The organism is Thermorhabdus hydrogeniformans (genome assembly GCF_049310025.1).
GTDB lineage: Bacteria > Bacillota > Thermosediminibacteria > Thermosediminibacterales > Tepidanaerobacteraceae > JBJYKD01.
In genome coordinates, this window is the sequence record NZ_JBJYKD010000021.1 from 1 (window position 1) to 23,712 (window position 23,712).

Sequence of the window (23,712 nt, forward strand, 5' to 3'; positions counted from 1 at the left end):
TGCAACACTAATACCCTTTTAAGTTCCGTCTGTGACAAGGTTACTCTCTCCCTACTCATACTGACATTTTTACAGAAGAATTTCACCCTGACAATATCACAGACGAATAACAGTAAATGTAAATTATTTTTTAGTATATCACAGATAAATTAAAGCGGCAGTTTCTCTGTTGACTTAAACCAGCCTTAGCAGTAATTTCTCCCTGCAGCCATATACAAAGTCAATTGGCGGTATTTCAAGCAGGGTGTAGCACCCGGGTTGTTGTTTGAGGCTTGCCCTGGCGGCGGAAACCATGACCTGAGCCGTGGCCGCCGGGTTTGTCACAGACATTATAAACTCCATCCGCTGGTTATGGGTTTTGCCCGAGACCCCCTTCCTTTCCATGTGGACGCCGTGGCCCACATCTATAAGGCTTTCCACATTGTCCACTTTGTATATGTGGGGTTCGTCATGGGCAAAGTATGGATCGAGTTTTATGGCCGCCGCCACTTTTTCAAAATCATATCCTTCTTTTATTTTGACGTACACCAGCCTTTTGTGAAGGCCGGTCCCCTCGGGGATGGTCACGGAAAGGGCATCCTCCACGCCTTCCACGGCTTTCACCGCCACGGTGTGGCCCATGCTCATACCTGGCCCGAAGTTGGTATAGGTTATCCCTTTGGGCGCTATCATTTCCATTACCGCCCTTATCACCGAATCGGTTCCCGGGTCCCAGCCGGCGGAAATCACCGCCACACAATTGTGTGCTTTCGCTATTTTATCCAGGTCCTTTCGCAACTCCATCACGGCTTCCCCGTGGATGTCAAAGCTGTCTACAGTGTTTATCCCCATCTTCAGATACCCCGGCGCCACTTGCGGCACGGCGCGGCTGGGTACGCCCAGAATGGCCACATCCACCTTTCCCAGCTCTTTCACATCGGTAACCACGGGTATGTCTCCCATTTCTTTTTGCACTCCGGGAACTTTTTCCGGAGTGCGCAGCACTATCCCCGCCACTTCCATATCGGGGCTTTCCTCAACGGCGGCCACTGCGGCCCTGCTTACGTTCCCGAAGCCCACCACGGCTATCCTTGCTCTCTGCAATTTTCTTCCTCCTTAAACTACCGTATAGTCTACATGTTTTTTAAAATAACCTCTTTAAATCAATTTATATGCAATTAAGACAAGCAAGATTAATGCCAGCGCTGTTCCGGCGGAACTCGGGAAAATAGAGACATCTAAATTTATCACATAAAGCAGAAGTTCACTTTTGCGAACCGCATATGGGTCTCGAATCCGCCGTATAGTGCTGACTAAATTAAAAAAAGGAGTTCTTATTTTAGAACTCCTGGTTCACTTTTGCGAACTTACCGGCAACCTTAAGCTTTTTGTAAAAGCTGGTCTTGCCCATGCCCAGCAATTCCATGGCCTTTTTCCTGCTGCCGCCGCACACTTCCAGGGCCTTTTCCAGAGCCTTGGCTTCGGCTTCTTTTAATATGTTTTTTATGGGACCGACATTTTTTATATCCACCAGTTCACCGCCGCTGCGGCCTTTTTTTACATCCTCCAGCACATACTCCGGCAAGTGGGCGGGTAAAATTACGTTCCCATCGGCCATTATAACGGCTCTTTCAAGCACGTTTTCGAGTTCACGGATATTGCCCGGCCACCGGTAGTCCAGAAAAATCTTCATCACCTCTCCGGATACCTCTTTTAATCCCCTGCCGGTCTTTTCGGCTATTTTGGGGAGCAGGTAATTCACCAGCGGGTATATGTCCTCTTTATGTTCTCTCAATGGCGGCAGCGCAATGCAAATAACATTCAGCCTGTAAAAGAGGTCTTCTCTGAAAGCTCCCCTTAAAACAGAATCACGGAGGTCCCGGTTTGAGGCGGCTATAATTCTTATGTCCACGTGAATGGGCTTTATACCTCCGACTCTTGTGAAGGTCCTGTTCTGCAGAACATGAAGCAGCTTTGCCTGGAGCGGTATTGGCAGTTCGCCTATCTCGTCAAGGAAAATGGTCCCGCCGCTTGCCATCTCAAATTTGCCCTGCTTTTCAGTTACCGCACCGGTGAAAGCTCCTTTTTCGTGACCAAACAGTTCACTCTCCAGCAGCGTCTCGGGTATGGACGCGCAGTTCATGTATACGAAGGGGCCGTCGCGCCTGGCCCCGGCCCTGTGAATGGCCTCGGCAAAAAGGCCCTTTCCCGTGCCGCTCTCTCCTATTAAAAGCACTGTGGAGCTGGTTTCAGCGGCCCTTTTGGCCATTTCCACCACCACACGAATCTTATGGCTGTCGCCTATTATATGCTTAAAGGCCTCTTTCTGGATCTGCTCAGCTTTTAACCTGTTTTCCAGGTTTTCCAGCGACATCATGGCCTTTTCCCTCTCCATCTGGAGTGCCTTAAGTTCCGTGATGTCAGCGACCTTCAGAAAGGCCCCCACCCTCACACCGTCTTCCACCAGCGGTTCTATGGTACATCGGACAGGGATACCGTTTATCATAGACTCCAGCCCCCTTACCGCCCTGCCTTCGCCTCTCGCCACGGCCATGAGCTGTCTTATTATGTCCGAGTCCGGGTGCAATTCGCTTATATGCCTGTCCACCACCTGAAAACTCCTGCCATACCTTCCTTTTCCCCGGAAAAGTCCCCCTTCCAGCACAGTCTTGAGTTCCTCGTTGCGGGCGGTATAGCCCCTGGTCTGGTAGAACTTCACCTCAAGGCTTTCCCCACCTATGACCACCATATGCCCGGCGGCCCATCTGTAAATATAGTCGAAGCTCCGGTCATTCACCTTTATCCTCAACCGCTTTAAATCAAAATCTATCCGGGCTTCCAGCCTGATACCGTTCAGGGAAGTTTCTACCGAGAGCTTACTGCGGTAGTCTTTCCCGTCAAGCCTAGCGCAAACACCGCTGCCTATTTTTGCCCCTTTCACCCCGATGGCCACGACGGCGTCTCCCTTTTTGACCCCGCCGGGGTCAACTCCGATCAGCGCTAAATCCCCGGGGCCCATGCCTCCGTCGTCAGCGCCCAGCAAGTTGTCCGCTATACAAACAATATCCCCTTCTTCGACCCGGCCTTCCCGGTGGCCGAGACCGTCCTCGGGATTAATTCCGAAGATGTCCCTGGCCATCCTGTTGTATATCTTTATATACCCGCAGGAATCGATGACTATAATCCCCTCATCTATAAGTTCGATAACGGCGGATTGGTATATCATATTTTTCACACCCTTTTAATAGGATTAACATGCGGACAACTTCACCATTTCCAACTTAATACCGCAGGAATAATCCGGCGTTTAAATCATGTTTAATTTTTGGGTCGGACATCCGTTTTTTAAAAATTCTACATTTCTCTTTTAATTTCCTGCATACAAATTCACATCAAATCCAATATGTGGTTTTAAGTTATGTCACGACACCATATAGATAAAATAGTGTGATTCCAAATTTTTCTTTTAAGTCACTGTATATAAAAAATTTTTAAGTAAGGCTATGGATAAATTTATATATTACAAAATTATGATATAATTTAAATACCATATACATTATTGTGCCTAAAGGAGGTGTCGGGATGGATCTGAACAGGATAGGACCGGGTGTGGCTTTCCTGGCGGGGGTTCTGGCGTTTATTTCTCCGTGCGCGGTGCCGCTGCTGCCGGTGTATTTTTCGGTGCTGGCGGGCAGTGCGCCGCGGCAGGCCGGGAGGGGTGTTTTTCTTCTAAATACGTTTTTTTTCATTCTTGGTTTTTCCATCGTATTCATTCTGCTGGGGCTTTCCGCCACTGCGGCAGGCCGCTACCTGCTGGTGAACCGGCTTTTTATGCTGAAGATATCCGGGGCGTTCGTCATTTTGTTGGGCCTGTTTCTGGCCGGGGCCTTTAAACTGCCCTTCCTCCTGAAAGAAATGAGAAGGGAGCTTCACTTTTCGAAGATCACGCCGCCGGCCGCGCTTTTACTGGGAGGGGCCTTTTCTCTGGGCTGGACACCCTGCATCGGGCCGGTGCTCTCATCGGTGCTTATTATGGCTGGCAGCGCCCAGAGCTTTAGGGCCGGTCTGTGGCTGCTCACGGCTTTTTCTCTGGGTTTCGCCCTGCCCTTTATGGCGCTGGCAGCTGCAGCCGACAGGGCTTCGGGGCTTTTGAAAGCAGTAAAAGGATATTTACCTTTTTTGCAAAAGGCTGCGGGAGCGCTGTTGATACTGATGGGGGTTTTGTTGTTTTTCAACCGTCTGTAATTATACATAATGAAAGAAAATCATAATTTATATCATTTAACGACTTATATATGGGCTGAATGTTGAACGGGAAATTTAATCCGCAAGTTTAAGGATTGCAAAAGGAGGTTTGTGGATTATTATGAAAAAGCCAAAACTTCCCGGGAGCCTGATTTTTTTCCTGATATTTGCCATAGCAGTGTCCGCCGCTTTGGCCGGATGCGGGAATCCAGACAAAAAGGCGGTCCCGGAAGGCGGTCCGCCCCGGGGCACGCCCGAAAGCGCCGCAGGTGACGGTCCGGGCGGTGAAGGCGCCGCCGTAGAAAAACCTTTTGAAGGCTACAGGGCTCCGGATTTCGAGCTGGAGGACCTTTCCGGAAATAAGGTGAAGCTCTCGAGCCTTTGCGGCAAAACGGTGGTGGTAAACTTCTGGTCTCTGGACTGCCCATACTGCCTTGCCGAAATGCCTGAATTCGAGGCCTTTTACTCTTCGAAACCGGAGGAAGTGGAGGTATTGATGGTCAATCTTGACAGGGACCAGCGCAAACTTACGACATATATCAAGAATAAGGGCTACACCTTTACCGTACTCAAAGACGAAAAGGCCCGGACACTGAGGGATTACCTTATAAGGGGCGTCCCCACCACCATAATCGTCGGAAATGACGGCATTGTCAGAGCCCGGGTAGAAGGCCCCGTCACAAAAAAGGACCTGGAATCCCTGATTGAATCCCGGTCATCAGGGAAGCCCCGGGTCCCTTCCTGACCGGCTTTGTAGGGATATGGGTCATATCCACGGGCGGCATTTAATAAAAAAAGCGAGCGACCGCTCGCAGTATCTAATCTTTTCCTTTTGGCTTGCACAGGATTTCCGAAATCCAGGTGTCGAATATGCTCGCGGCGTGAGACGGGCGGATGATGACGGCCGTATCGGCTCCTTCGCCGCTGCCTCCCACCGCGACCACGTCTTCGCCGTAGGGTATGAGTCCGGCGTCAAGGGCCATGGTGGCCACTTCCACACACACTTTGACCCCCTGGCCGAACATCCTCAGGGTGTTTGCCATGATCTCCACGGGGTAGACCCCGCCGAATTTGCGGCTCATGCCCCTCTCGGCGCCGGAGAGGACGTGGGTGGTGGTGAGCACCTTCACCCCTGAGGACAGCAGTTCCTGTCTCAGGTCATCGGGAAATTCCTGCAGGCCGGGGCCCGGGTAGCCGCTGGCATGGGTCACCACAACAAGATTGGCTTTCATGCCCGCATCCTTGAACATTCTTGCGGTATATCCTCCGGAGGAAGCCACCACCACATGTTTTATCCCCCGTTCCTCCACAGCCTTTTTAACCACTTCCAGCGTATTTTGTGTGTTTTGTTTTCCCGGCTTATCCCAGTACATTTGTCTCAAACCTGGTTATCCAAACCGTGCAAAAATGCACCAGTTTGGAGCTGGGGTATTTGTATTCCGCCTTTCAGGCTGTCCCAGACCCCAACAGGCGGTATTTGAGACAGCCATAGCCCCCGTCCCAAGAAACGGGAGCTCTCGCCTTAACGGTCTTTCCGCCTGCCCTGAAATCAGAATAATCTTCAGGGCAGAGAAATTTCCTTACCGTACTGGCCCCCCAAGCGCAACATCGGGGTAAGGTCAGAAGAGGTAATCTTTTATCACCTTAATTATATTATATCTTCTTAGTTATTATATCTTCAAAATCGACGCCAGCTCTTCAAAAAATTCGCCTGCTTTGCAGTGAGCTGTTACGGCGGCCCGGCTATCAAAGGGGGTCGGTTCTTTGTTGATTATTACCAGTTCTTTTGCAAGATAGGGCAGGTCCGCCACCGGGTAGACTTGCAGGCTGCTTCCCACCACCAGTAAGAGTTCGCAGCCGTCCAAAGCCTCCCGTGCCCTGTAATAGTCGCTGCTCATGGGGTCTTCGAACAGCACCACATCCGGCCTGAGTATTCCGCCGCATGTTTTGCATTTTGGGGGAACTATGCCGTCTTCAAACTGCCGGACAGCTTCGGAAAAATCATATTTATGATTGCAACCCATACAGCGGCACGTGCGAAGGTGGCCGTGAACTTCCCATACGTTTCTGGAACCAGCTTTAATGTGAAGCCCGTCTATATTCTGGGTTATAACTCCACGGATAAAGTTCTTTTCTTCCATCTTTGCAAGAACCCGGTGAGCGGTATTCGGCTCGGCATTCGCGTATTTAATCCACCGGGGCAGGTTAAAATTATAAAATTCTACCGGATCGGAAATTAATGCCGAAAGGCTGACCTTTGCCATTGGGTCATATTTTTCCCACAACCCGGTGCCTTTGCTTCTATAGTCCGGAATCCCGCTTTCGGTGCTGATGCCGGCGCCGGTAAGTGCGAGGGTTTTGCCTGATCTTTTTATGAGATCGGCCGTTTTGAGCGCCATTTCCCTTAAAAAATCCACGCTTTCACCCCTCCCGATGCAGAGGTATAATGCCTGTCGCAAGAGTCCGCCGCCTACCCGCGATCATGAGGCGGTAAAAACCGTCTCCGTTGGGTCTTCCCGCATTCGGGCGGCGATGTGTGCCCTGCGTATAAAACGGGGGTGACTCGTGTCACCCCTCATTATCATTTGCCCAGGGTCTGCAGGAATTCTCCGTATTCTTTTGTGTCCACCGGTACCTTGATTTCCCCTTTTATGATTTTTTCCTTCAGTTCGTCAAGCCTGGGCTGTATGTCGGAAATCAGGGCTTTGTTGTAGTCGTTCACGGCGTAGCCCACACCGTCTTCTGCCAGGCCGAAAATACTGGGACCGCCCTTAAAATTACCGTCCATATACGCCTTTATGGTGTCAAAGACGGCAGTGTCCACGCTCTTTACCATGCTGGTGAGTATATACGGCCTCTGCTCTTCTTTGGCGGTCAGGGACTGGTCGGAGTCGACCCCTATGGCCAGTTTCTTTTCCTCGGCCGCGGCTTCAATGACTCCGATGCCCGAAGCGCCGGAAGCGTGATACACCACATCGGCTCCTGCTTTAATCTGCTTTAAGGCCAGTTCTTTGCCCTTGACCGGGTCTTTAAAGGCGTCGCCGGTGGTGCCGATATAGTCGGATACGGTTTCTATTTTGGGGTTAACGTATTTTGCTCCGGCCAGATACCCGACCTCAAACCTTTCGATGAGGGGTGTCTTCATGCCGCCCACAAACCCCACTTTGCCGGTCTTTGATTTCATAGCCGCGGCGGCGCCTACCAGGAAAGAACCTTCCTGTTCTTTAAACAGCAGGCAGGAAACGTTGGAGTTTTCGTCCAGATCTTCGATGTAGCCGTCTATCAAGCCGAATTTTACATCCGGGAATTCCCGGGAGAGTTTCTTAATATGGTCGGTGAACATGAATCCGACGCCGAAAATCAGGTTATATCCGTCTTCGGCCAGCAGTCTCATGAGCTGTTCGCGGTTCTCGCCGCCGGCCGAGGGCTCCAGGTATTTTACTTCTATTTTATCTCCAAATTCCTTCTGGGCCCTTTCCAGCCCGGCGTAAGCGCTGTCGTTGAAAGACAGGTCCCCGCGGCCGCCCACATCAAATACAAGGCCCACTTTAACCTTATTCTCCTCCGGAGCGGACTGAGACTGCTCCTGGGCCTTTTGCCCCTCCTGATTCTGTTCGGCGGCCTGCCGGCCGCATCCCGCCAGTGCCGAACCCACCAAAAATACAATCAGAAAAATCGTAAAGAGCTTTCTCATATTTGACACGACAGTCTCCCCCCTAAAAATTTTAAGTTATATATTTATGAGGCAATTTCAATTATTTTTGCCAACACCCCCCTTAAACCGTAATCATAAAAATATGCGAGAACTATTTTACCTCCTGCATAATAGCCACGCCCGAACTGGTGCCTATTCTTGTGGCTCCGGCGTCGAGCATGGCAAGCAGAGTCGCAAGGTCCCTTATCCCTCCCGAGGCCTTGATCCCCATGGAATCCCCCACCATTTTCTTCATGAGCTTTATATCTTCCACGGTGGCTCCGCCGCCGCCAAAACCGGTAGAGGTCTTTACAAAATCGGCCCCGGCGTCTTTTGCAAGCTTGCAGGCGGTCACCTTTTCGCCGGGAGTGAGGTATCCCATTTCCAGGATCGCCTTTACCTTTGCATCGGGGTTGATTTCTTTTACCGCCTTCACCACGCTTTCTATGTCCCGGGTTACGGCATAGTAATCCCCGCTTTTGAGAAATCCCACGTTTATGACCATGTCCACTTCCACGGCCCCGTCTTTTATCGCCCCGGCCGCTTCAAAGGCTTTGGTCTCACCGGCCGATGCCCCCAGGGGAAAGCCCACGGTGGCGGCCACCTTTACATCGGTCCCCTGCAGTTTGGAAACCGCATATTTTACATAGCACGAGTTGACGCATACCGAATAAAAACCGTACTCCACCGCTTCACTGCAGAGTTTTTCTATATCCTCAAAGGTGGCTACGGGTTTTAGAAGCGTGTGATCTATGTATTTTGCTATCTGTTCCCTGGAAAGCATCCGACTATCACCTCGATTGTAAATTTTCATTAAATTTTCCATATAGATAATTCTACACCGCATGATAAAATCCTTTTAAATTCCAATTTTTTATTCACAAAAAAGACCCCCATGATTTTTTCACGGAGGCCATTATTCGCTCTTGCTTATCTAAATATTTTTACCTCAGAGAAAATCCGTATTTCAGCGGGTCTTCTTCATCGAGCATGTAGTGGTTTACCCCGGTGATGAAGGCCCGGCCGGTGATTTCCGGGATGACCGCTTCGAATTCCCCCACTTTTGTCCGACCCACCAGGCGCCCGGTGAACAGGGTGCCGAGGATGCTTTCGTGGATGAAGTCTTGATTTAAACCGAGTTCGCCTCTGAAATAAAGGTCGGCCATTTTGGCACAGGTGCCCGTGCCGCACGGGGAACGGTCGACGGATTTTTCGCCGAAGATGACCACATTTTTGGCATGGGCGCGGGGGTGGGTGGGACAGTCGGATATTTCCGCCAGGTCCACGGTCTTTATGTGCGGCTTTTCCGGATGGTAAACCCGCACCTTTTTATTGGCCTCTTCGCGGACTTTCAATCCCATATCTATCAATTTGTATATGTTTTCCTTTTTCACCTCTATCCCCAGATCTTTTGCCTTAACTATGGCGAAAAAGCTGCCGCCGAAGGCTATGTCAATTTTGACGGTGCCGTAAGGTGGGATTTCAACTTCTACATCTTTTTTAAATAAAAACGCTGGCACGTTTTGAAAAGTAACGCCTGTCGCCCTGCCTTTTTCCACCCTGACTCTGGCCTTTACCAGGCCGGCCGGGGTTTCCAGCACCACTTCCGTTTCCGGCTCCCTGACCTCAACCATCCCCATCTCCACCGCCACCGTGGCCGCCCCGATGGTGCCGTGGCCGCACATGTTGAGGTAGCCCCCGGTGTCCATGAATATAATCCCGAGATGGGCCTCGGGTCTGGTGGGGGCGGTTATTATGGAACCGAACATGTCGTCGTGGCCCCTGGGCTCCAGCATCAAAGCCCTTCGGATGTGGTCCATATGTTTTTCCAGGTATTCCTTTTTTTCGGGCATGCTGTTGCCCGGTATCCGGGGTATCCCTCCTATAACCACCCTTGTGGGTTCGCCCATGGTGTGAGAATCCACGGCTATAATCGAACGGGAAACGTTCATTGTATCCACTCCTATTAAATTTTACCGGCTCACATGTATTGAATCAGGCCAATCCGTTCCATAACCGCCGTTTATCTATCATTAACAGTTCCTCCAGCCGTTCCCGGTAATTATCTGTTAATTTTACCACGTCTATTATATCACAGGTGGAAGTAAAAGGAAAGCCGCCAGCAACAGGAGGTTTCAGACCTGTGTGCACGACAGGTACCTGAGAAAAGGAGTGAAGGAAAACGGAGTTGCGGCACTTATCCATAAAAATCAAGGTCGTGAACCCGCTAAATGCCATCCCAGAGGAAACAAACAAAAAATTATCAATTTTAAAATGTGTGACGTTTACAAAGACATCTGCCGCTTTTTTTCTTTTATCTGCCTTATCATTTCCGGCACCACCTGGAACACATCCCCGACAATGCCGTAGGTGGCTACTTTGAATATGGGTGCGTCCGGATCTTTATTTACGGCCACGATGATCTCGGAAGTCTGCATGCCCGCCAGGTGCTGGATGGCGCCGGAAATGCCGCAGGCGATGTAGAGTTTGGGCCTCACGGTGCGGCCCGTCTGACCCACCTGGTGGGCGTAGGGCATCCACCCGCTGTCAACGGCGGCCCTGGAGGCCCCTACGGCGCCGCCCAGGAGCTCCGCCAGTTCAAAGAGCATGGCGAAGTTTTCCGGCCCCTTCATGCCCCTGCCGCCGGATACGATGATGTCGGCGTCGGCCAGGTTTACCGTGCCGGCGTTATCTGGGATGAACTCCAGGATGTCCAGTAACAAATCCTGCGGACCCGATACGGGCCGCAGCTGGATTATTTTTACATGTGGATTCGGTTTCTCCTCCGGCATGGGCATGACCTTGGGCCTTACCGTGGCCATCTGGGGTCTTCGGTGGGGGCAGCAAATGGTGGCCATGATGTTGCCCCCGAAAGCCGGGCGGGTCTGGAGAAGCAGGCCTTTTTCCCTGTCTACCGAAAGCTCGGTGCAGTCGGCGGTAAGGCCGGTCCTGAGCCTTGCGGCCAGGGCCCCGGCGAAATCCCTGCCCAGGGTCGTGGCCCCTATGAGCACTATCTCGGGCTTGTACGTATTGATTATGTTTTGTGCTTCCATTACATATGTATTGGTCTGATAGTTTTTGAGCCAGGATGCGTTCACCACGTAAATGGCGTCCACATCGTAGCGGGCCGCTTCCTTTGCCATTTTATCTCCTTCGGAGCCTATTATCATGCAGGAAAGGCCGGCTCCCAGTTCGCCGGAGATCTCACGGCCTTTGCCCAGGAGTTCAAAGGAAACGGGGTGTATCCTGCCGGATTCGTGCTCAATAAACACCATGACGCCTTTATATTCCGATATATCGCCGCCTGTGGGCTTTTTATCTTCCAGCAGAAGGGCGCCCACCGGGCATACGTCCACGCACCGGCCGCAGAGGATGCAGCTATCGGTGACTTCGGCTACTTCGTGGTCGACTTTTATGCCGCCGTAGGCGCATACATCCATGCAAAGGCCGCACCCGGTGCAGCTTTCTTTAATTACCTTAAGCGCCATTTCCGAACCTCCTTCTATACCGATCATGACCGGACCGATAGAGCCCTGTTCAAAGCGCACGGCAGAACCGTTTCTGATTTGAAGTTGGATTTCGAAGTTGGATTTTTCGGTGGAACAAGAGTGCTAAGGGCAAAAACCGCCATCGGTCTACAGATTTATCACATGCCCATCCGACAGGGCTTCCAGCAGCTTTGCCACCGCCTCGGACACCTCGCCTTTTATTATCTGACCGCCTCGCCGGGGCGGCGGGGTGAATATGCATAGGACCTGAGTGGGGGAGCCGTCAAATCCGAATTCCCCCGGGTCGCCCCCGAGGTCCGCCGCACCCCATACGGGAATTTCGGCCCGGCTGGCCCTTTTGATGGAAAAGATGTTGGGTATGCGCGGCCGGTTGATGTCCTTCACCACGGTAATGAGGGCCGGCAAATATGCGGACACCACCTGGGTGCCGCTGTCCAGGAGGCGCTCCGCCACTATCCTTTTCCGGTCCAAATCTATCTCACGTATCTTTGACACACAGGTAAGCTGCCTAAAATTCAACCGCTGGGCGAGGCCCGGCCCCACCTGGGCGGTGTCGCCGTCGGTGGCCTGCTTGCCGCATATAACGAGGTCTGCGCCGCCAAGTTTCCTGATGCCGAGTGAAAGGGTGTACGCGGTGGCCAGGGTGTCGGCCCCCGCAAAGGCCCTGTCGCTTAAAAGCACCGCCCTGTCGGCCCCCATGGAAATGGCGGTTTTAAGGGCGTCTCTCGCCTGGAGCGGTCCCATGGAAATGGCAATTACTTCTCCGCCGTATCTTTCTTTTAGCCTTATGCCTTCTTCTATGGCGTACTCGTCAAAGGGATTTACAACGGATTCCACTCCTTCGCGGATAAGGGTTCCCCTGACGGGGTCCATCTGCACTCTGGCTTCGGTGCTGGGAACCTGCTTTATGCATACCACTATTCTCAAGTAAAATTCCCCCTTTAAAGTCCATGAAACTGCGGCGGCCGAAAACCCCGGTTGGCTTTGCCGCCGCAGGCAATCTGCGGTTAACTTGCCGTCAGGCGTGTCGAAAGCCGTAAATCATCTGCCGGTGAAGTTCGGAGGCCGTTTCTCCAGGAAAGCCGCCACACCCTCTTTTTTGTCATGGGTGGTGCAGGCCAGAGCGAAAAGGTAAGACTCATGCGCCAGCCCCTGGTCAAGCCCGAGATTCGCCCCGCGGTTTATGGCTTCTTTGGCGTACTGGATGGCCAGTTTCGGCAGGGCCTTGATTTTTTTCACCCATTCGGCTACTTCTTCCATCAACTTATCCTGAGGCACAACCTTGTTTACCAGCCCGATCCTGAAAGCTTCCTGTGCGTCAATCATATCTCCCAGGAGTATCATTTCAAGGGCCTTCGCCTTGCCCACAAGCTTCGCCAGCCGCTGGGTCCCACCCGCTCCCGGGATGATCCCGAGTTTTACTTCGGAAGCGGCGAATCCGGCGTTTTCGGAGGCTATCCTGAAGGTGCAGGCCAGGGAAAGCTCAAGGCCCGCTCCAATGGCGTAGCCGTTGACGGCGGCGATAACCGGGATGTTCAGGTTCTCGATCCTGGAAAAAAGCTCCTGGCGCTGCCTGGTATGCCTTCGCCCGATGATGGCGTCCCTTTCCACGAGCTCCTTTATGTCGGCTCCCGACATAAAAGCCCTGTCCCCGGCCCCGGTGACGACCGCAGCCCTGAGGTCCTCGTTTTTTTCGATGCGGTAAACCGCATCCTCCAGTTCTTCCACCATCCTGTTGCTGAGGGCGTTTCTCACCTCGGGGCGGTTGATGGTTATATACGCCGCCCGGTCTTCCTCTTTATACAGGAGAAGCTGATAATCCACCCGACACACCTCCCAATTTGTTTCCATATCATCCCCGCAGCGCAGCGGCACCGGCGATGCTGTGTTCGGCAGAACCGGTGCCGGCCCCTCCTTTACCCTTTTAAAATGCGGATATCCCCAGGTCTCTACCGGCGATTATGAGTTTCTGTATCTGGCTTGTGCCCTCGTAAAGGGTGTTTATCCTGGCGTCCCTGTAGTACCTCTCAATGGGGAACTCCCCGGAGAACCCGTAGCCTCCGAAGACCTGCAGAGCTTTATAGGCCACCCTGTTTGCCATTTCGCTGCAGAAAAGTTTGGCCACGCACACCTCCCGGGTGTTGGGGACTCCCTTATTCTTGAGATGCCCCACCCGGTAGACCAGCAGCCGGCCGGCCTCGATGTCTACGATCATGTCGGCGAACATCTCCTGTATGAGCTGGTGCCCGGCGATAGGCTTTCCGAACTGGATTCTTTCCAGGGCGTACTTTTTGGCGGCGTCGTAACATCCCTGGGCAAGGCCCACGCACCCGGCGGCCACGGTATAGCGGCCGAAGTCAAGGGCGCTCATGGCCACCTTGAAGCCCTGGCCCACCCCTCCAAGGATGTTTTCTTTGGGAACCCTGACATCGGTCAAGATGAGCTCCGCTGTATTGGAAGCCCTCAAACCCAGTTTCTGGTGAATGTCTCTGCTTGAAAAGCCCGGTGTCCCGGTATCGACCAGGAATGCCGTAATACCGCGGTGCCCGGCGTTTTTATCGGTCTTGGCGAAAACAATAGCCAGGTCGGCCACCCCGCCGTTGGTGATCCACATTTTGTTGCCGTTTAAAATAAAGCTGTCTCCGTCTTCCACCGCGGTGGCCTGCATGCTCACCACATCGCTGCCGGAGTTGGGCTCCGTCAGGCCGAAGCAGCCCAGTATCTCGCCGGAGGCCAGGCGCGGCACGTATTTTCTTTTCTGTTCGCCGGTGCCCCATTTCAAAATGGTCAGGGCCACCAGCGATACCTGCACGGAGTAGATGCCCCGCACCGAGGAATCCACCCGCCCCAGTTCTTCCGCCACGATGGCATGGGCTATGTAGTCAAACCCTCCCCCGCCGTATTCCTCTGGTATCACGGTGCCGAAAATCCCCAGCTCTCCCATTTTCTTTACTATATCGGCGGGGAACTTCTCCTCAAGGTCGTTTTCCGCCGCCACCGGGGCTATTTCCTTTTCGGCAAATTCCGCCACCATGTTTTTTATCATTACCTGTTCTTCTGTTAAATCAAAATTCATATCGGCGCCTCCCATATAAATAAAGTTATTAAAATCCCGCAACACCGGTCAATAATCAAGGACCGCCGGATTCCCGTCAAACCTTAAAGGATTAATAGGTGTAAAATCCCTTGCCGGTCTTGCGCCCCAGGTGCCCGGCCCTCACCATTTTCTTAAGGATATACGGCGGGCGGTAGCGGGGGTCACCGAACTCTCTGTAAAGGGTTTCGGTCTTGGCCAGGTGGATATCCACCCCTATCATGTCGATCAGCTCCAGGGGCCCCATGGGATGGTTGGCGCCCAGCTTCATGGCGGTATCTATATCCCGGGCGTCCGCCACCCCTTCTGAATAAACGTTGACAGCCTCGTTTAATAGAGCGGCCAGGACCCGGCTCACTATGCCGGCAGGCGACTCTGTTTTAGTAACCACCGGCGTCTTGCCCAGCATTTCGGCAAGAGCCCTGGCAGCTTCCACCGTCTCGGGAGCCGTGTCGAGCCCCGGGATTATCTCCACCAGCTTCATTATCACCGGCGGGTTAAAGAAATGCATGCCCACCACTCTTGCCCTGTTTTTGGTGCCGCCTGCTATCTCGCTGATGGAGCAGGCGGTGGTATTGGTGGCAAGGATGACTTCAGGCCCGAAGTGCCTGTCAAGGCGGGCAAAAACCTGCTTTTTCACTTCCACGTCTTCCACCACGGCCTCCACCACAAAATCAATGTCGCCGAAGGCTTCAATCTCCGTGCCGCCGGTAATCCGGGACATGACGGCATCCGCCTCCTCCGCGGTCATCCTGCCCTTTTCCACGCGCCTGTCGAGCCCCGCCTTTATTTTGGCGACGGCTCTGTCGACAAAGGACTGCTCGACATCGATGAGCACTGCCTCAAACCCCTGCTGGGCGCAGAGCTGGGCTATGCCGTGCCCCATGGTCCCGGCGCCCACCACCATGATTTTTTGGAATTCCATCAAAACCCCTCCTGATTTTTATATTTAAAGCCTCTCGATTATCATGGCCTCACCCTGGCCGCCGCCTACACATAGGGTAACCATCCCTATGTGCTTGTCTTCCTGCCTTAATGCATTTATAAGTGTGGTCAGAAGTTTTGCCCCCGTGGCCCCTATCGGATGGCCCAGCGAAATGGCCCCGCCGTATATATTCGTCTTATCAAGGTCCAGGTTCAGCGCCCTTACCACCGCCAGCACCTGGCCTGCAAAGGCTTCATTCAGCTCTATGAGGTCGATGTCGGCCAGAGTCAGGCCGGCTTTTTGGAGCGCTGCGGGCACCGCCTCAACGGGCCCGAGCCCCATGTGAGTGGGGTCTACGCCCCGCTGTCCGTGGGAAAGGATCCTCGCCAGGGGCTTTATCCCCAGGGCTTTCGCCTTCTCTCCAGCCATCAGCACCACCGCGGCGGCCCCGTCACAGAGGGCCGAACTGGACCCGGCGGTTATGGTGCCGTTTTCTTTAAAGACGGGGGGCAGTTTCCCCAGGGCTTCCATGGAAATGTCGCGCCTCGGGATTTCTTCGGTGTCAAACACGGCGTTCGGATTCTTTCCGTCGCCGATATTTACGGGCAGTATCTCGTTTTTGAATTTTCCCGAATCAATAGCGGCGACGGCCCTTTTATGGCTCATGTATGAGTACTCATCCTGCTCCTTCCGGGTTATGCCGTATTCTTCCACCAGCACTTCCGCCGTTGCCCCCATCATCATGCCCGCCAGGGGGCACATGAACCCGTCCTGGTGCAGGTGATCCTGCAGTTCCCCTGCTCCAAGCCTGTAACCCCAGCGGGCTCCCGGCAGAAGATAGGGAGCGCGGCTTGCCATCTCCGCACCTCCGGCCACCATTACGTCCGCGTCTCCAGCCCTTATGGCCTGTGCCGCCAGGGCGACGGCTTTAAGCCCCGAGGCGCAACGCTTGTTGACGGAAAAGGCAGAAATACTGACAGGAAGGCCGCCTTTGACCGCGGCAAGCCTGGCCAGGTTCGGCCCCACACCCGCCTGCCACGCATTGCCGAATATCACCTCTTCCACCAGTTCCTTTTCAATCCCCGCCCTCCTGACCGCTTCGGCTATCACGGCGCCGCCCAGTTCCACCGGCGTCTTTTTCGAGATGCTCCCCCCGAATTTGCCGCAGGCGGTCCTGACGGCGCTTACAATTACCACTTCCCTCATGAAGCCACCTCCCGAAATTCACTCTATTATATTATTTTCATGCAATTGCAAAATATATGAAGCAAACTCCGTACCACCGGAAAAACCTTTAAAACGGGCCATTTCCACGGCCTTTTGGTTCATTTATTAAACACATCGTTCACTTTTTAAACCCGAGAACCGGCCCGGGTTTTTTGAATGGTGCAGGCGCATTGTTTAAAATATACCGTCACTTCGAATGTTTTATTTATGAATATTTTTTTTCTCCGGGGGTAAATTATTTTTGTAAAAAAATTTTTTGAGGAGGAGGTTTACTCTATGGCAGCCAATCTTGGTGCTCATGAAGTAATGGAACTGCACGAGGTGCTGTCCGAAACGATCACAGGTATCAACACCGTCCAGCTTTACGGGGATCATGTCAGAGACCCGCAGTTAAAAAGCATGATTGACAGGCAGCTGGAATTTATGACAAACGAGTACAACAACATGGTCAGGGCTCTGCAGCAGGAAGGCTACCATGAAGCCGTACCCTACAGAGCCAACATGAACTTTTCCCCCACTTACGGTCTCAGAAGCCCGTCATCCACAACACCCAACGCCTCGGCAACCCAAATTGACGACAGAGATGCCGCATCGGCAGTTATGTCGATCCACAAAACCGGTGCTTCAAAGCGCATGATGGCTTCACTTGAATGCGCCAATCCTCAACTCCGCAAAATGCTCATCCAGGGCGCCGTTAATTGCGCCGATCAAGCTTACGACATATGGCAGTTCATGAACAGCCGGGGTTACTACCAGGTGCCCACCATGCAGCAGAACACCACCAACACCATGATGAACATATACCAGCCCACGATGTAGACGGCAGGTTTCGGTAAAGTGCAGCGGGCACATCGTAATGTAAACGGCATTAAGGCTAACGAACAAAACTTTGCAAAAAAGGGAAGAGAATTTTTCTCTTCCCTTTAATTTTATTCCTTTGAAGCCATTTTTATTAATTCTTGTATTTGTCAATAACTTGAGAAAATGTCACCCTGAAAATCAGATAATCGTCGTGTGAAAATGTCACTTTTGCATCAGAATTTTAACCGGTCCTTAGCAATTTCAGTTATTCCGTCCGGCCAGTCAAGGGTTAAATTGCCGCCCGGCCGGATTCGTGATAAAATATACTTGTCAGAAAAGGAAGAAGGAGATTTTTTATGCAGGAGGCTTATCCGTATTTTATAGTGACTTTCCCGTCGGTCCATTATGCTCTCAGGTTCGAATCAAAATTAAAAGGGAGCTCCCTGTCTTTCCGGCTGGTCCCCGCGCCCCGCGAAATCAGTTCGAGCTGCGGCGTGGCCGCACGGGTCTTTGAATCAAATGCGGAACGCATCATATCTTTAATGAAAGAAAAAGACCTGCAATATGATGCATTGTACGTATATAAAGCTCCAAAGGAAAAACCGGTCCCTCTGGAGCTGCTCAAATAGAGTAAAATTTTTAAAGATGCGCTCCGGCATCCTTTTTTTGTAACAAAATAAAAATTGTGGTATAATAATGTCCAATTAAAATCAATCCGAACTGAATTTTTAGGAGGTAAAAATGGACAGGCAAAAAGCGGTGGAAATTCTCCACCAACACCTGCATACCGAAAATCTCGTCAAGCACAGCTATGCGGTGGAGGCGGTGATGAAGGCCCTGGCCGGGAGGCTGGAACCCGAAAGGGTCGAGGAGTGGAGCATCGCCGGCCTCCTGCACGACCTGGACGCGGACCTGGTGGACTACAGGAAACATCCCGAACTTCACGGCCCCAGAGCGATTGAAATATTGAGAAGCCTCAATTTCGGCACTGAAGACATGTACCATGCCATACTGGCTCACAACCAGGCCACCGGCACAGAAATAAAAAGCAAATTCGACCGGGCGCTCTACGCCGCCGACCCCATAACCGGCTTTATCACCGCCATAGCCCTGGTTTACCCGGACAGGAAGCTCTCCAGCGTTAAAGTCAAATCCATCACCAAGAGGATGAACGAATTGCGGTTTGCCGCCGGGGCCGACCGTAACGCCATGCGGTCCATAGAACTGCTGGGCATCCCCTTCGCGGAGTTTGCGGAGCTTTCGCTGAAGGCGATGACCGAAATCGCCGATGTACTGGGATTGTAAAGTTAAGATTTGCTGTTTTTTGCACCCATCCTGCCGAGGAGGTCTTCGATGAATTGCCGTGCGGTCCTTCCGGAACGCTGGTTGTGCCAGAGCTCCCACTTTACCGCCATCTTTCTCAGTTCTCCGGGATCGATGTCTAAACCCCTTTGGCGGGCAATCCCCTCCACTATTTTCAGGTAATTTTCCTGGTCCGGCGACATGAACACCACGGTTATGCCGAAGCGGTCGGATAAGGACAATTTTTCCTGGACGGTATCCCCGGCTTTTATCTCATCGCCCCCCCGGTCGCTGTGGAATTCCCTGACGAGGTGACGGCGATTGGAAGTTGCGTAAATGACCACATTGTCCGGAGTCGCCTCCAGGCTTCCTTCCAGCATGGCTTTGAGGTATTTGTACTCCGTCTCGTATTCTTCAAAGGACAGCTCGTCTATGAATATGATAAACCGCTGCGGCCTTTTGCTGAGCTGTGAAATAATCTCCGGCAAAAACACCAGCTGATGTTTTAAAACCTCCACCATGCGGAGGCCGTCCTTCCCAAATTCATGTAACATGGCCTTGATGGTGGACGATTTTCCTGTGCCCCGGTCGCCGTACAGCAGCATGTTGTTGGCCTTGAATCCCTTCACAAACTGTTCGGTGTTTCTGAGGACCTCCTTTTTTTGCTCCTCGTAACCTATGAGTTCGTGCAGCCTTATGGGATCGGGTTCGGGGATGCCTTCAAGTTTTCCGGAGGTTTCGGTTTTCACCCACTTGAATCCCCAGTACCTGCCGAAACTTCCGCATCCTACACTCTTATAAAATCGGGCGATATCTCCCAGGTTTTTGCCCCAATCTGCAGAAGCGCTCAGCATACTCTTCAGCCTTTGTTTTTCCACAAAGTAATTTTCAGGATGCGGGTAATCTTCAGCGGCCTTTTTGTAATATTTTTGCGGGAAAGTTATCATTTTCTGAAGATGCAGTTTTTTACCGATAAGGTCAGTCAGACAGTTAAAATCAAAGTCATATAATTTCCTTAAGTATTCCAGATCGCGCACGGCAAGCTCTTTCAGCGATTCGTCCACGCCTTCCAGACCCTTTGCTTCACATTTCAGGCTAAAGCAGTTCTCATCACCGAGGATGAGGTCCAGTATGCGATCCTGCCAAAGGTTGCCGGTAACGGACATGGGATCGTTTTCTTTTTGTTCCACAAGAAATCCTAAAAAATCATGGAATTCTGCCATAACTTCAACCGGAACTTCCTCTTTCAGCGACATCTCCAGAATTCGTTGGAACCGCATTACTGCCGGGTCTTTTAAAATGTTTCTGTAAACCACCAGGCTTTTTACTGCCAAAAATGCGTTAAACAATTGGCCATGGGTCTGTGTGCCGTTCATTTTTCTCAAAACTCCTTTGAACAAAATATTTTTTGAACAGAATATTTTATTATTACTTTACAAAAAATAAACCGATATATCAAGACCTGTTTCTTGCTCTGCACGCCCGGCGCCTGCCGGACGTGTCCGGCGAGCACTATTTTAAACTTTAAAATTCGGCAAAAAAAATACCGGCGCAAAGCCAGTATTTTGTTTTTAAGATATTCAGGTTTACAGGTTTTCTTTTACTTTATCCGTTATCCCGGCAAGAACCGCATCATCGGGCACATACCGGACCTTTATTTTTTCCATCGTCTCAAACTTGCACTCTTTAAGCTCCTGGTCGACCAGGTCTATGCTCTGACCGCCCCAGCCGTAAGAACCGAAGGCAAGGCCCGTCTTATTCCCGGTGGCGAGACCTTTAAGATACGTTAAGAAGGCAGACACGGTGGGCATGATGTTATTATTCAGAGTCGGCGAACCCACGCAGATGTATCTTGCGGTCAGCACATATTGTCCGGCCAGTGCACCATGGGGGTGAGGAAAAATTGAATATTTCTCTTTCCAATATTTATAACATCCCCAGTATTGACAACATATCTTGTAACAAAATTCTTTTACATCAACCGACTAAATAATCCAGTATTGTCATCAGCATAAAGCCGAAAATGATGGCATATGTGGCAGGCCTCTGATGATTTCCCATATGCGTTTCAGGTATAACCTCGTCACTTATTACAAAAAGCATGGCGCCTCCTGCAAATGCCAGAGCGTAAGGCAAAAACGCCGCAGAAAAATTCACCATCGTAACTCCTATGATAGCCCCAAAGGGCTCCACAAGTCCCGTCAGAAATGCCACCCATGACGCGTATCCGATCCCGTAACCGGCGGCTATGAGGCTTGCCGCCACAGCCAGACCTTCCAGAACATTTTGTATACCTATGGCAAAAGTCAGCGACAGCGCTTCCTTTGAAAAACCTCCCACGCCAACAGCGAGGCCTTCTGGAAAATTATGTATTGCTATTGCGATGACAAAAAGCAGGATATTATTTGAGCTTGATTTATACCCGGGGCCTTCATGGCCTTTTACAAAGTGGTCATGCGGGATTTTTTTATCAATTACGTCGACAAACACCAGGCCCAATATTATGCCGGCCAAAAGGGCCGGCGCCCCGCCGCGCTTTAAAGCAGGTTCTATAAGGCTGAACGCCGCGGCCGAGAGCATCACACCCGCCGCAAACCCCAGAGCCATATCAATTAAAAAATCCGATATTCTGCGTCTCAAAAAAAGCAAAGGCAGAGCCCCGATGCCTGTGGCAAGTCCGGCCATTATACTTAAAAAAATACCATATTCGGCAAGCGATAAATGGAGTGAATGCAATTGCAAGTATTCCGGCCTCCTGCGCAAACTTTTATTGTCCATCTGCGTATAATTCTACCACAACTTGATCTTATCGCAAATGACTTTTTTCGACGGCGATCCTGCTTACAAAAAGGCGGCACGGCCAAAAACGCCGTGAACGTGTTGCAAAAGACGGCGGTTGCCTACCGGGCTGACCGCACCGCCAGGAGGGTCCTGGCGGAGTTGAGCACCGCCAGGAGCGCCACTCCCACGTCGGCGAAAACCGCCTCCCACATGGTGGCCACGCCGAAGACCCCCAGGGTCAGGAACAACCCTTTTATACCGAGGGCCAGGATGATGTTTTCGACGACGATTTTCCTGGTGCGTCTGGCCACCTTAACGGCTTCCACAACCTTTGAGGGCATGTCTTCCATGATGACCACGTCGGCGGCTTCGATGGCCGCATCCGAACCCAGCCCTCCCATGGCCATGCCCACGTCGGCTCCGGCTATGACCGGCGCGTCGTTTATACCATCCCCCACAAAGACCACCCTGCGGCGGGCGCCGCCTTCCGCCCGGAGTTGCTCCAGCCTTGCGACCTTGTCCTGGGGCAGCAGGTTGGCGAAATATTCGTCTATACCCGTTGCTTTAGCCACCCGGGCCGCGGCTTTTTCGTCATCGCCCGTCAGCATGACCACCTTTTTTATCCCCAGTGCTTTGAGTTCCTCCACTGCCCGGGGCGCATCGGCCCTAATTTCGTCGGACACGATGATGCTTCCGGCGTATATCCCGTCTACGGCCACGTGGACCGCCGTTTCCCCGTTCGAATCGACCGGGCAATCTATCCCGAAACGGGAAAGGAGTTTTTCGCTGCCGGCGAGCACAAGCCTTCCTCCCACCGTCGCTTTTACCCCGTAACCCGCAACTTCCTCGTATTCGCCTATGGCGCCTGCGTCTATGCTTTGGCCGTAAGCTTCCCTTATGGATTTTGCTATGGGGTGGGCGGAAAAGGCCTCGGCTCCGGCAGCCCACCGCAGCACATCTTCTCCGGAGAAACCGTTATGCCCTTTTACTTCTGACACTTTAAAAGCGCCTTTTGTAAGAGTGCCGGTCTTGTCGAACACCACCGTGTCTATGTCCGTCAGGGCTTCAAGGAAGTTGGCCCCTTTAATCAGGATGCCCCGGCGGGATGACCCCCCTATTCCGCCAAAATAACCCAGGGGTATGGATATCACAAGGGCGCAGGGGCATGAGATTACCAGAAGGGTTAAAGCCCTGTAAATCCAATCGGAAAACGCCGCGCCGGGTATTGCCAGCGGCGGTATGACGGCAACGGCCGCCGCCGCGGACACCACCGCCGGGGTATAAAATCTTGCGAACTTTGTGATAAACTGTTCGGTGCGGGCTTTCCTGCCGGCTGCGTTCTGAACCAGGTCCAGAATCTTCGAGACCGAAGATTCGCTGAAGACTTTTTCCACCTTCACTTCCAGAAGCCCGCCGGTATTCACCATGCCCGCCATGACTTTATCACCGGGCGACACCTTCCTGGGGAGCGATTCCCCGGTAAGGGCGGACGTATCCACAAACGAGTTGCCGCTCAGGACTTCGCCATCCAGGGGCACCTTTTCTCCGGGTTTCACCACGATAACCCGGCCCACCTCAACACTTTCCGGTGAAACCCTCCGAATCCCGCCGTCAATCTTCAAATTGGCGTAGTCGGGCCGGATGTCCATGAGGGCCGAAATGGATCGCCGGGAACGGTCCACGGCCAGCGCCTGTAAATATTCGCCCACCGAATAAAACAGCATTACGCCCACGGCTTCGGGAAACTGGCCTATGGCAAAAGCGCCGAATCCGGCAATGGTCATAAGGAAATTCTCATCGAAGACCTGCCCGCGGACGCTATTTCTCAACGCGTCCAGCATCACATCCTTTCCCGCCAGGATGTAGGCGGCCAGGAAAATAAGGATTTCGGCAGGCGGAAATGTTTTTGACAATGCCGGCCCGTACAATAAAGCCAGAGCCAGCAGTGCGGAAGAAAAGCCTATGGATGCCAGTTTGGATTTAAATTTATCCCTCTCGACGTTAGCGGCACAGTTGGGGCAGTGCAGCCCCTTAAGTTTAGTTACCATAGAAGACCCCTTTCACCGGTACATTTGAATATATGTTCAAATGTTTTCTTATTAATATTTTATCATTTCCATAAAACAAATTCAATAAAAAAACCACTGTAATTTAC

At 52.1% G+C, this 23,712-nt stretch carries 22 protein-coding genes; 5 read left to right on the forward strand and 17 right to left on the reverse strand.

The window, feature by feature from the left end; all coding sequences use genetic code 11:
• Positions 1-174 precede the first annotated feature (174 nt).
• On the reverse strand, positions 175-1,083 hold the full coding sequence (locus tag ACKX14_RS10520) for a diaminopimelate dehydrogenase (protein ID WP_422447380.1): 909 nt from the start codon (positions 1,081-1,083) through the stop codon (positions 175-177).
• A gap of 235 nt (positions 1,084-1,318) precedes the next feature.
• Entirely contained in the window at positions 1,319-3,205 is a 1,887-nt protein-coding gene (locus tag ACKX14_RS10525; protein ID WP_422447382.1) for a sigma 54-interacting transcriptional regulator, read from the reverse strand.
• A gap of 356 nt (positions 3,206-3,561) precedes the next feature.
• Between ACKX14_RS10525 and ACKX14_RS10530 the strand changes: the two genes are divergently transcribed.
• Together ACKX14_RS10530 and ACKX14_RS10535 are read left to right on the forward strand one after the other, a co-directional pair.
• Positions 3,562-4,224, forward strand: a complete 663-nt coding sequence (locus ACKX14_RS10530; RefSeq protein ID WP_422447384.1) for a cytochrome c biogenesis CcdA family protein — start codon at positions 3,562-3,564, stop codon at positions 4,222-4,224.
• Positions 4,225-4,345: 121 nt separating this feature from the next.
• Complete coding sequence (locus ACKX14_RS10535) at positions 4,346-4,969, forward strand: TlpA family protein disulfide reductase (RefSeq protein ID WP_422447386.1); 624 nt, start codon at positions 4,346-4,348, stop codon at positions 4,967-4,969.
• 73 nt (positions 4,970-5,042) lie between these two features.
• Here ACKX14_RS10535 and ACKX14_RS10540 read toward each other — a convergent pair whose 3' ends face one another.
• The 11 genes from ACKX14_RS10540 to ACKX14_RS10590 form a co-directional block, all read right to left on the reverse strand.
• The gene (locus ACKX14_RS10540; RefSeq protein ID WP_422447388.1) at positions 5,043-5,597 is read right to left on the reverse strand and encodes a pyruvate kinase alpha/beta domain-containing protein; all 555 of its coding nucleotides are present in this window, start codon (positions 5,595-5,597) and stop codon (positions 5,043-5,045) included.
• A gap of 297 nt (positions 5,598-5,894) precedes the next feature.
• Positions 5,895-6,641, reverse strand: coding sequence for an SIR2 family NAD-dependent protein deacylase (locus ACKX14_RS10545; protein WP_422447390.1), 747 nt, complete (start codon positions 6,639-6,641; stop codon positions 5,895-5,897).
• A gap of 164 nt (positions 6,642-6,805) precedes the next feature.
• On the reverse strand, positions 6,806-7,918 hold the full coding sequence (locus ACKX14_RS10550) for a BMP family lipoprotein (RefSeq protein ID WP_422447477.1): 1,113 nt from the start codon (positions 7,916-7,918) through the stop codon (positions 6,806-6,808).
• Between the two features lie 112 nt (positions 7,919-8,030).
• Positions 8,031-8,702 (reverse strand): deoxyribose-phosphate aldolase, encoded by a 672-nt coding sequence (gene deoC / locus ACKX14_RS10555; RefSeq protein ID WP_422447392.1) that lies wholly within the window; start codon positions 8,700-8,702, stop codon positions 8,031-8,033.
• Positions 8,703-8,862: 160 nt separating this feature from the next.
• On the reverse strand, positions 8,863-9,870 hold the full coding sequence (locus ACKX14_RS10560; RefSeq protein ID WP_422447394.1) for a proline racemase family protein: 1,008 nt from the start codon (positions 9,868-9,870) through the stop codon (positions 8,863-8,865).
• 333 nt (positions 9,871-10,203) lie between these two features.
• A complete protein-coding gene (locus ACKX14_RS10565) occupies positions 10,204-11,406 on the reverse strand; it encodes an FAD-binding protein (RefSeq protein WP_422447396.1) in 1,203 nt (400 codons plus the stop codon).
• A 147-nt stretch (positions 11,407-11,553) separates the two neighbouring features.
• Complete coding sequence (locus ACKX14_RS10570) at positions 11,554-12,354, reverse strand: electron transfer flavoprotein subunit beta/FixA family protein (RefSeq protein ID WP_422447398.1); 801 nt, start codon at positions 12,352-12,354, stop codon at positions 11,554-11,556.
• Between the two features lie 114 nt (positions 12,355-12,468).
• Positions 12,469-13,251: an enoyl-CoA hydratase/isomerase family protein gene (locus tag ACKX14_RS10575; RefSeq protein ID WP_422447400.1), complete on the reverse strand. Its 783-nt coding sequence runs from the start codon at positions 13,249-13,251 to the stop codon at positions 12,469-12,471.
• A gap of 100 nt (positions 13,252-13,351) precedes the next feature.
• Positions 13,352-14,503, reverse strand: coding sequence for an acyl-CoA dehydrogenase family protein (locus ACKX14_RS10580; protein ID WP_422447402.1), 1,152 nt, complete (start codon positions 14,501-14,503; stop codon positions 13,352-13,354).
• A 91-nt stretch (positions 14,504-14,594) separates the two neighbouring features.
• A complete protein-coding gene (locus ACKX14_RS10585) occupies positions 14,595-15,446 on the reverse strand; it encodes a 3-hydroxyacyl-CoA dehydrogenase family protein (protein ID WP_422447404.1) in 852 nt (283 codons plus the stop codon).
• Positions 15,447-15,470: 24 nt separating this feature from the next.
• Positions 15,471-16,652, reverse strand: coding sequence for a thiolase family protein (locus tag ACKX14_RS10590; RefSeq protein WP_422447406.1), 1,182 nt, complete (start codon positions 16,650-16,652; stop codon positions 15,471-15,473).
• Between the two features lie 297 nt (positions 16,653-16,949).
• On the opposite strand from ACKX14_RS10590, the gene ACKX14_RS10595 reads away from it, so the two are divergent.
• The 3 genes from ACKX14_RS10595 (at position 16,950) to ACKX14_RS10605 (ending at position 18,779) form a co-directional block, all read left to right on the forward strand.
• Positions 16,950-17,492: a spore coat protein gene (locus ACKX14_RS10595; protein ID WP_422447408.1), complete on the forward strand. Its 543-nt coding sequence runs from the start codon at positions 16,950-16,952 to the stop codon at positions 17,490-17,492.
• Positions 17,493-17,830: 338 nt separating this feature from the next.
• On the forward strand, positions 17,831-18,103 hold the full coding sequence (locus ACKX14_RS10600; protein WP_422447410.1) for a putative Se/S carrier protein: 273 nt from the start codon (positions 17,831-17,833) through the stop codon (positions 18,101-18,103).
• A 112-nt stretch (positions 18,104-18,215) separates the two neighbouring features.
• Positions 18,216-18,779: an HD domain-containing protein gene (locus tag ACKX14_RS10605; RefSeq protein ID WP_422447412.1), complete on the forward strand. Its 564-nt coding sequence runs from the start codon at positions 18,216-18,218 to the stop codon at positions 18,777-18,779.
• Between the two features lie 2 nt (positions 18,780-18,781).
• Here the strand turns inward: ACKX14_RS10605 and ACKX14_RS10610 are convergent, their stop codons facing one another.
• The 4 genes from ACKX14_RS10610 to ACKX14_RS10625 all read right to left on the reverse strand — a co-directional run bounded on the left by ACKX14_RS10610 (position 18,782) and on the right by ACKX14_RS10625 (position 23,605).
• A complete protein-coding gene (locus ACKX14_RS10610; protein ID WP_422447414.1) occupies positions 18,782-20,152 on the reverse strand; it encodes an ATP-binding protein in 1,371 nt (456 codons plus the stop codon).
• 210 nt (positions 20,153-20,362) lie between these two features.
• Positions 20,363-20,641 (reverse strand): hypothetical protein, encoded by a 279-nt coding sequence (locus tag ACKX14_RS10615; protein WP_422447416.1) that lies wholly within the window; start codon positions 20,639-20,641, stop codon positions 20,363-20,365.
• Between the two features lie 112 nt (positions 20,642-20,753).
• Positions 20,754-21,518 carry a ZIP family metal transporter gene (locus tag ACKX14_RS10620; protein ID WP_422447418.1) on the reverse strand — a complete coding sequence of 255 codons (765 nt, stop codon included), beginning with the start codon at positions 21,516-21,518 and terminating at the stop codon, positions 20,754-20,756.
• A gap of 158 nt (positions 21,519-21,676) precedes the next feature.
• Positions 21,677-23,605 (reverse strand): heavy metal translocating P-type ATPase, encoded by a 1,929-nt coding sequence (locus ACKX14_RS10625; RefSeq protein WP_422447420.1) that lies wholly within the window; start codon positions 23,603-23,605, stop codon positions 21,677-21,679.
• Between the last annotated feature and the right edge of the window lie 107 nt (positions 23,606-23,712).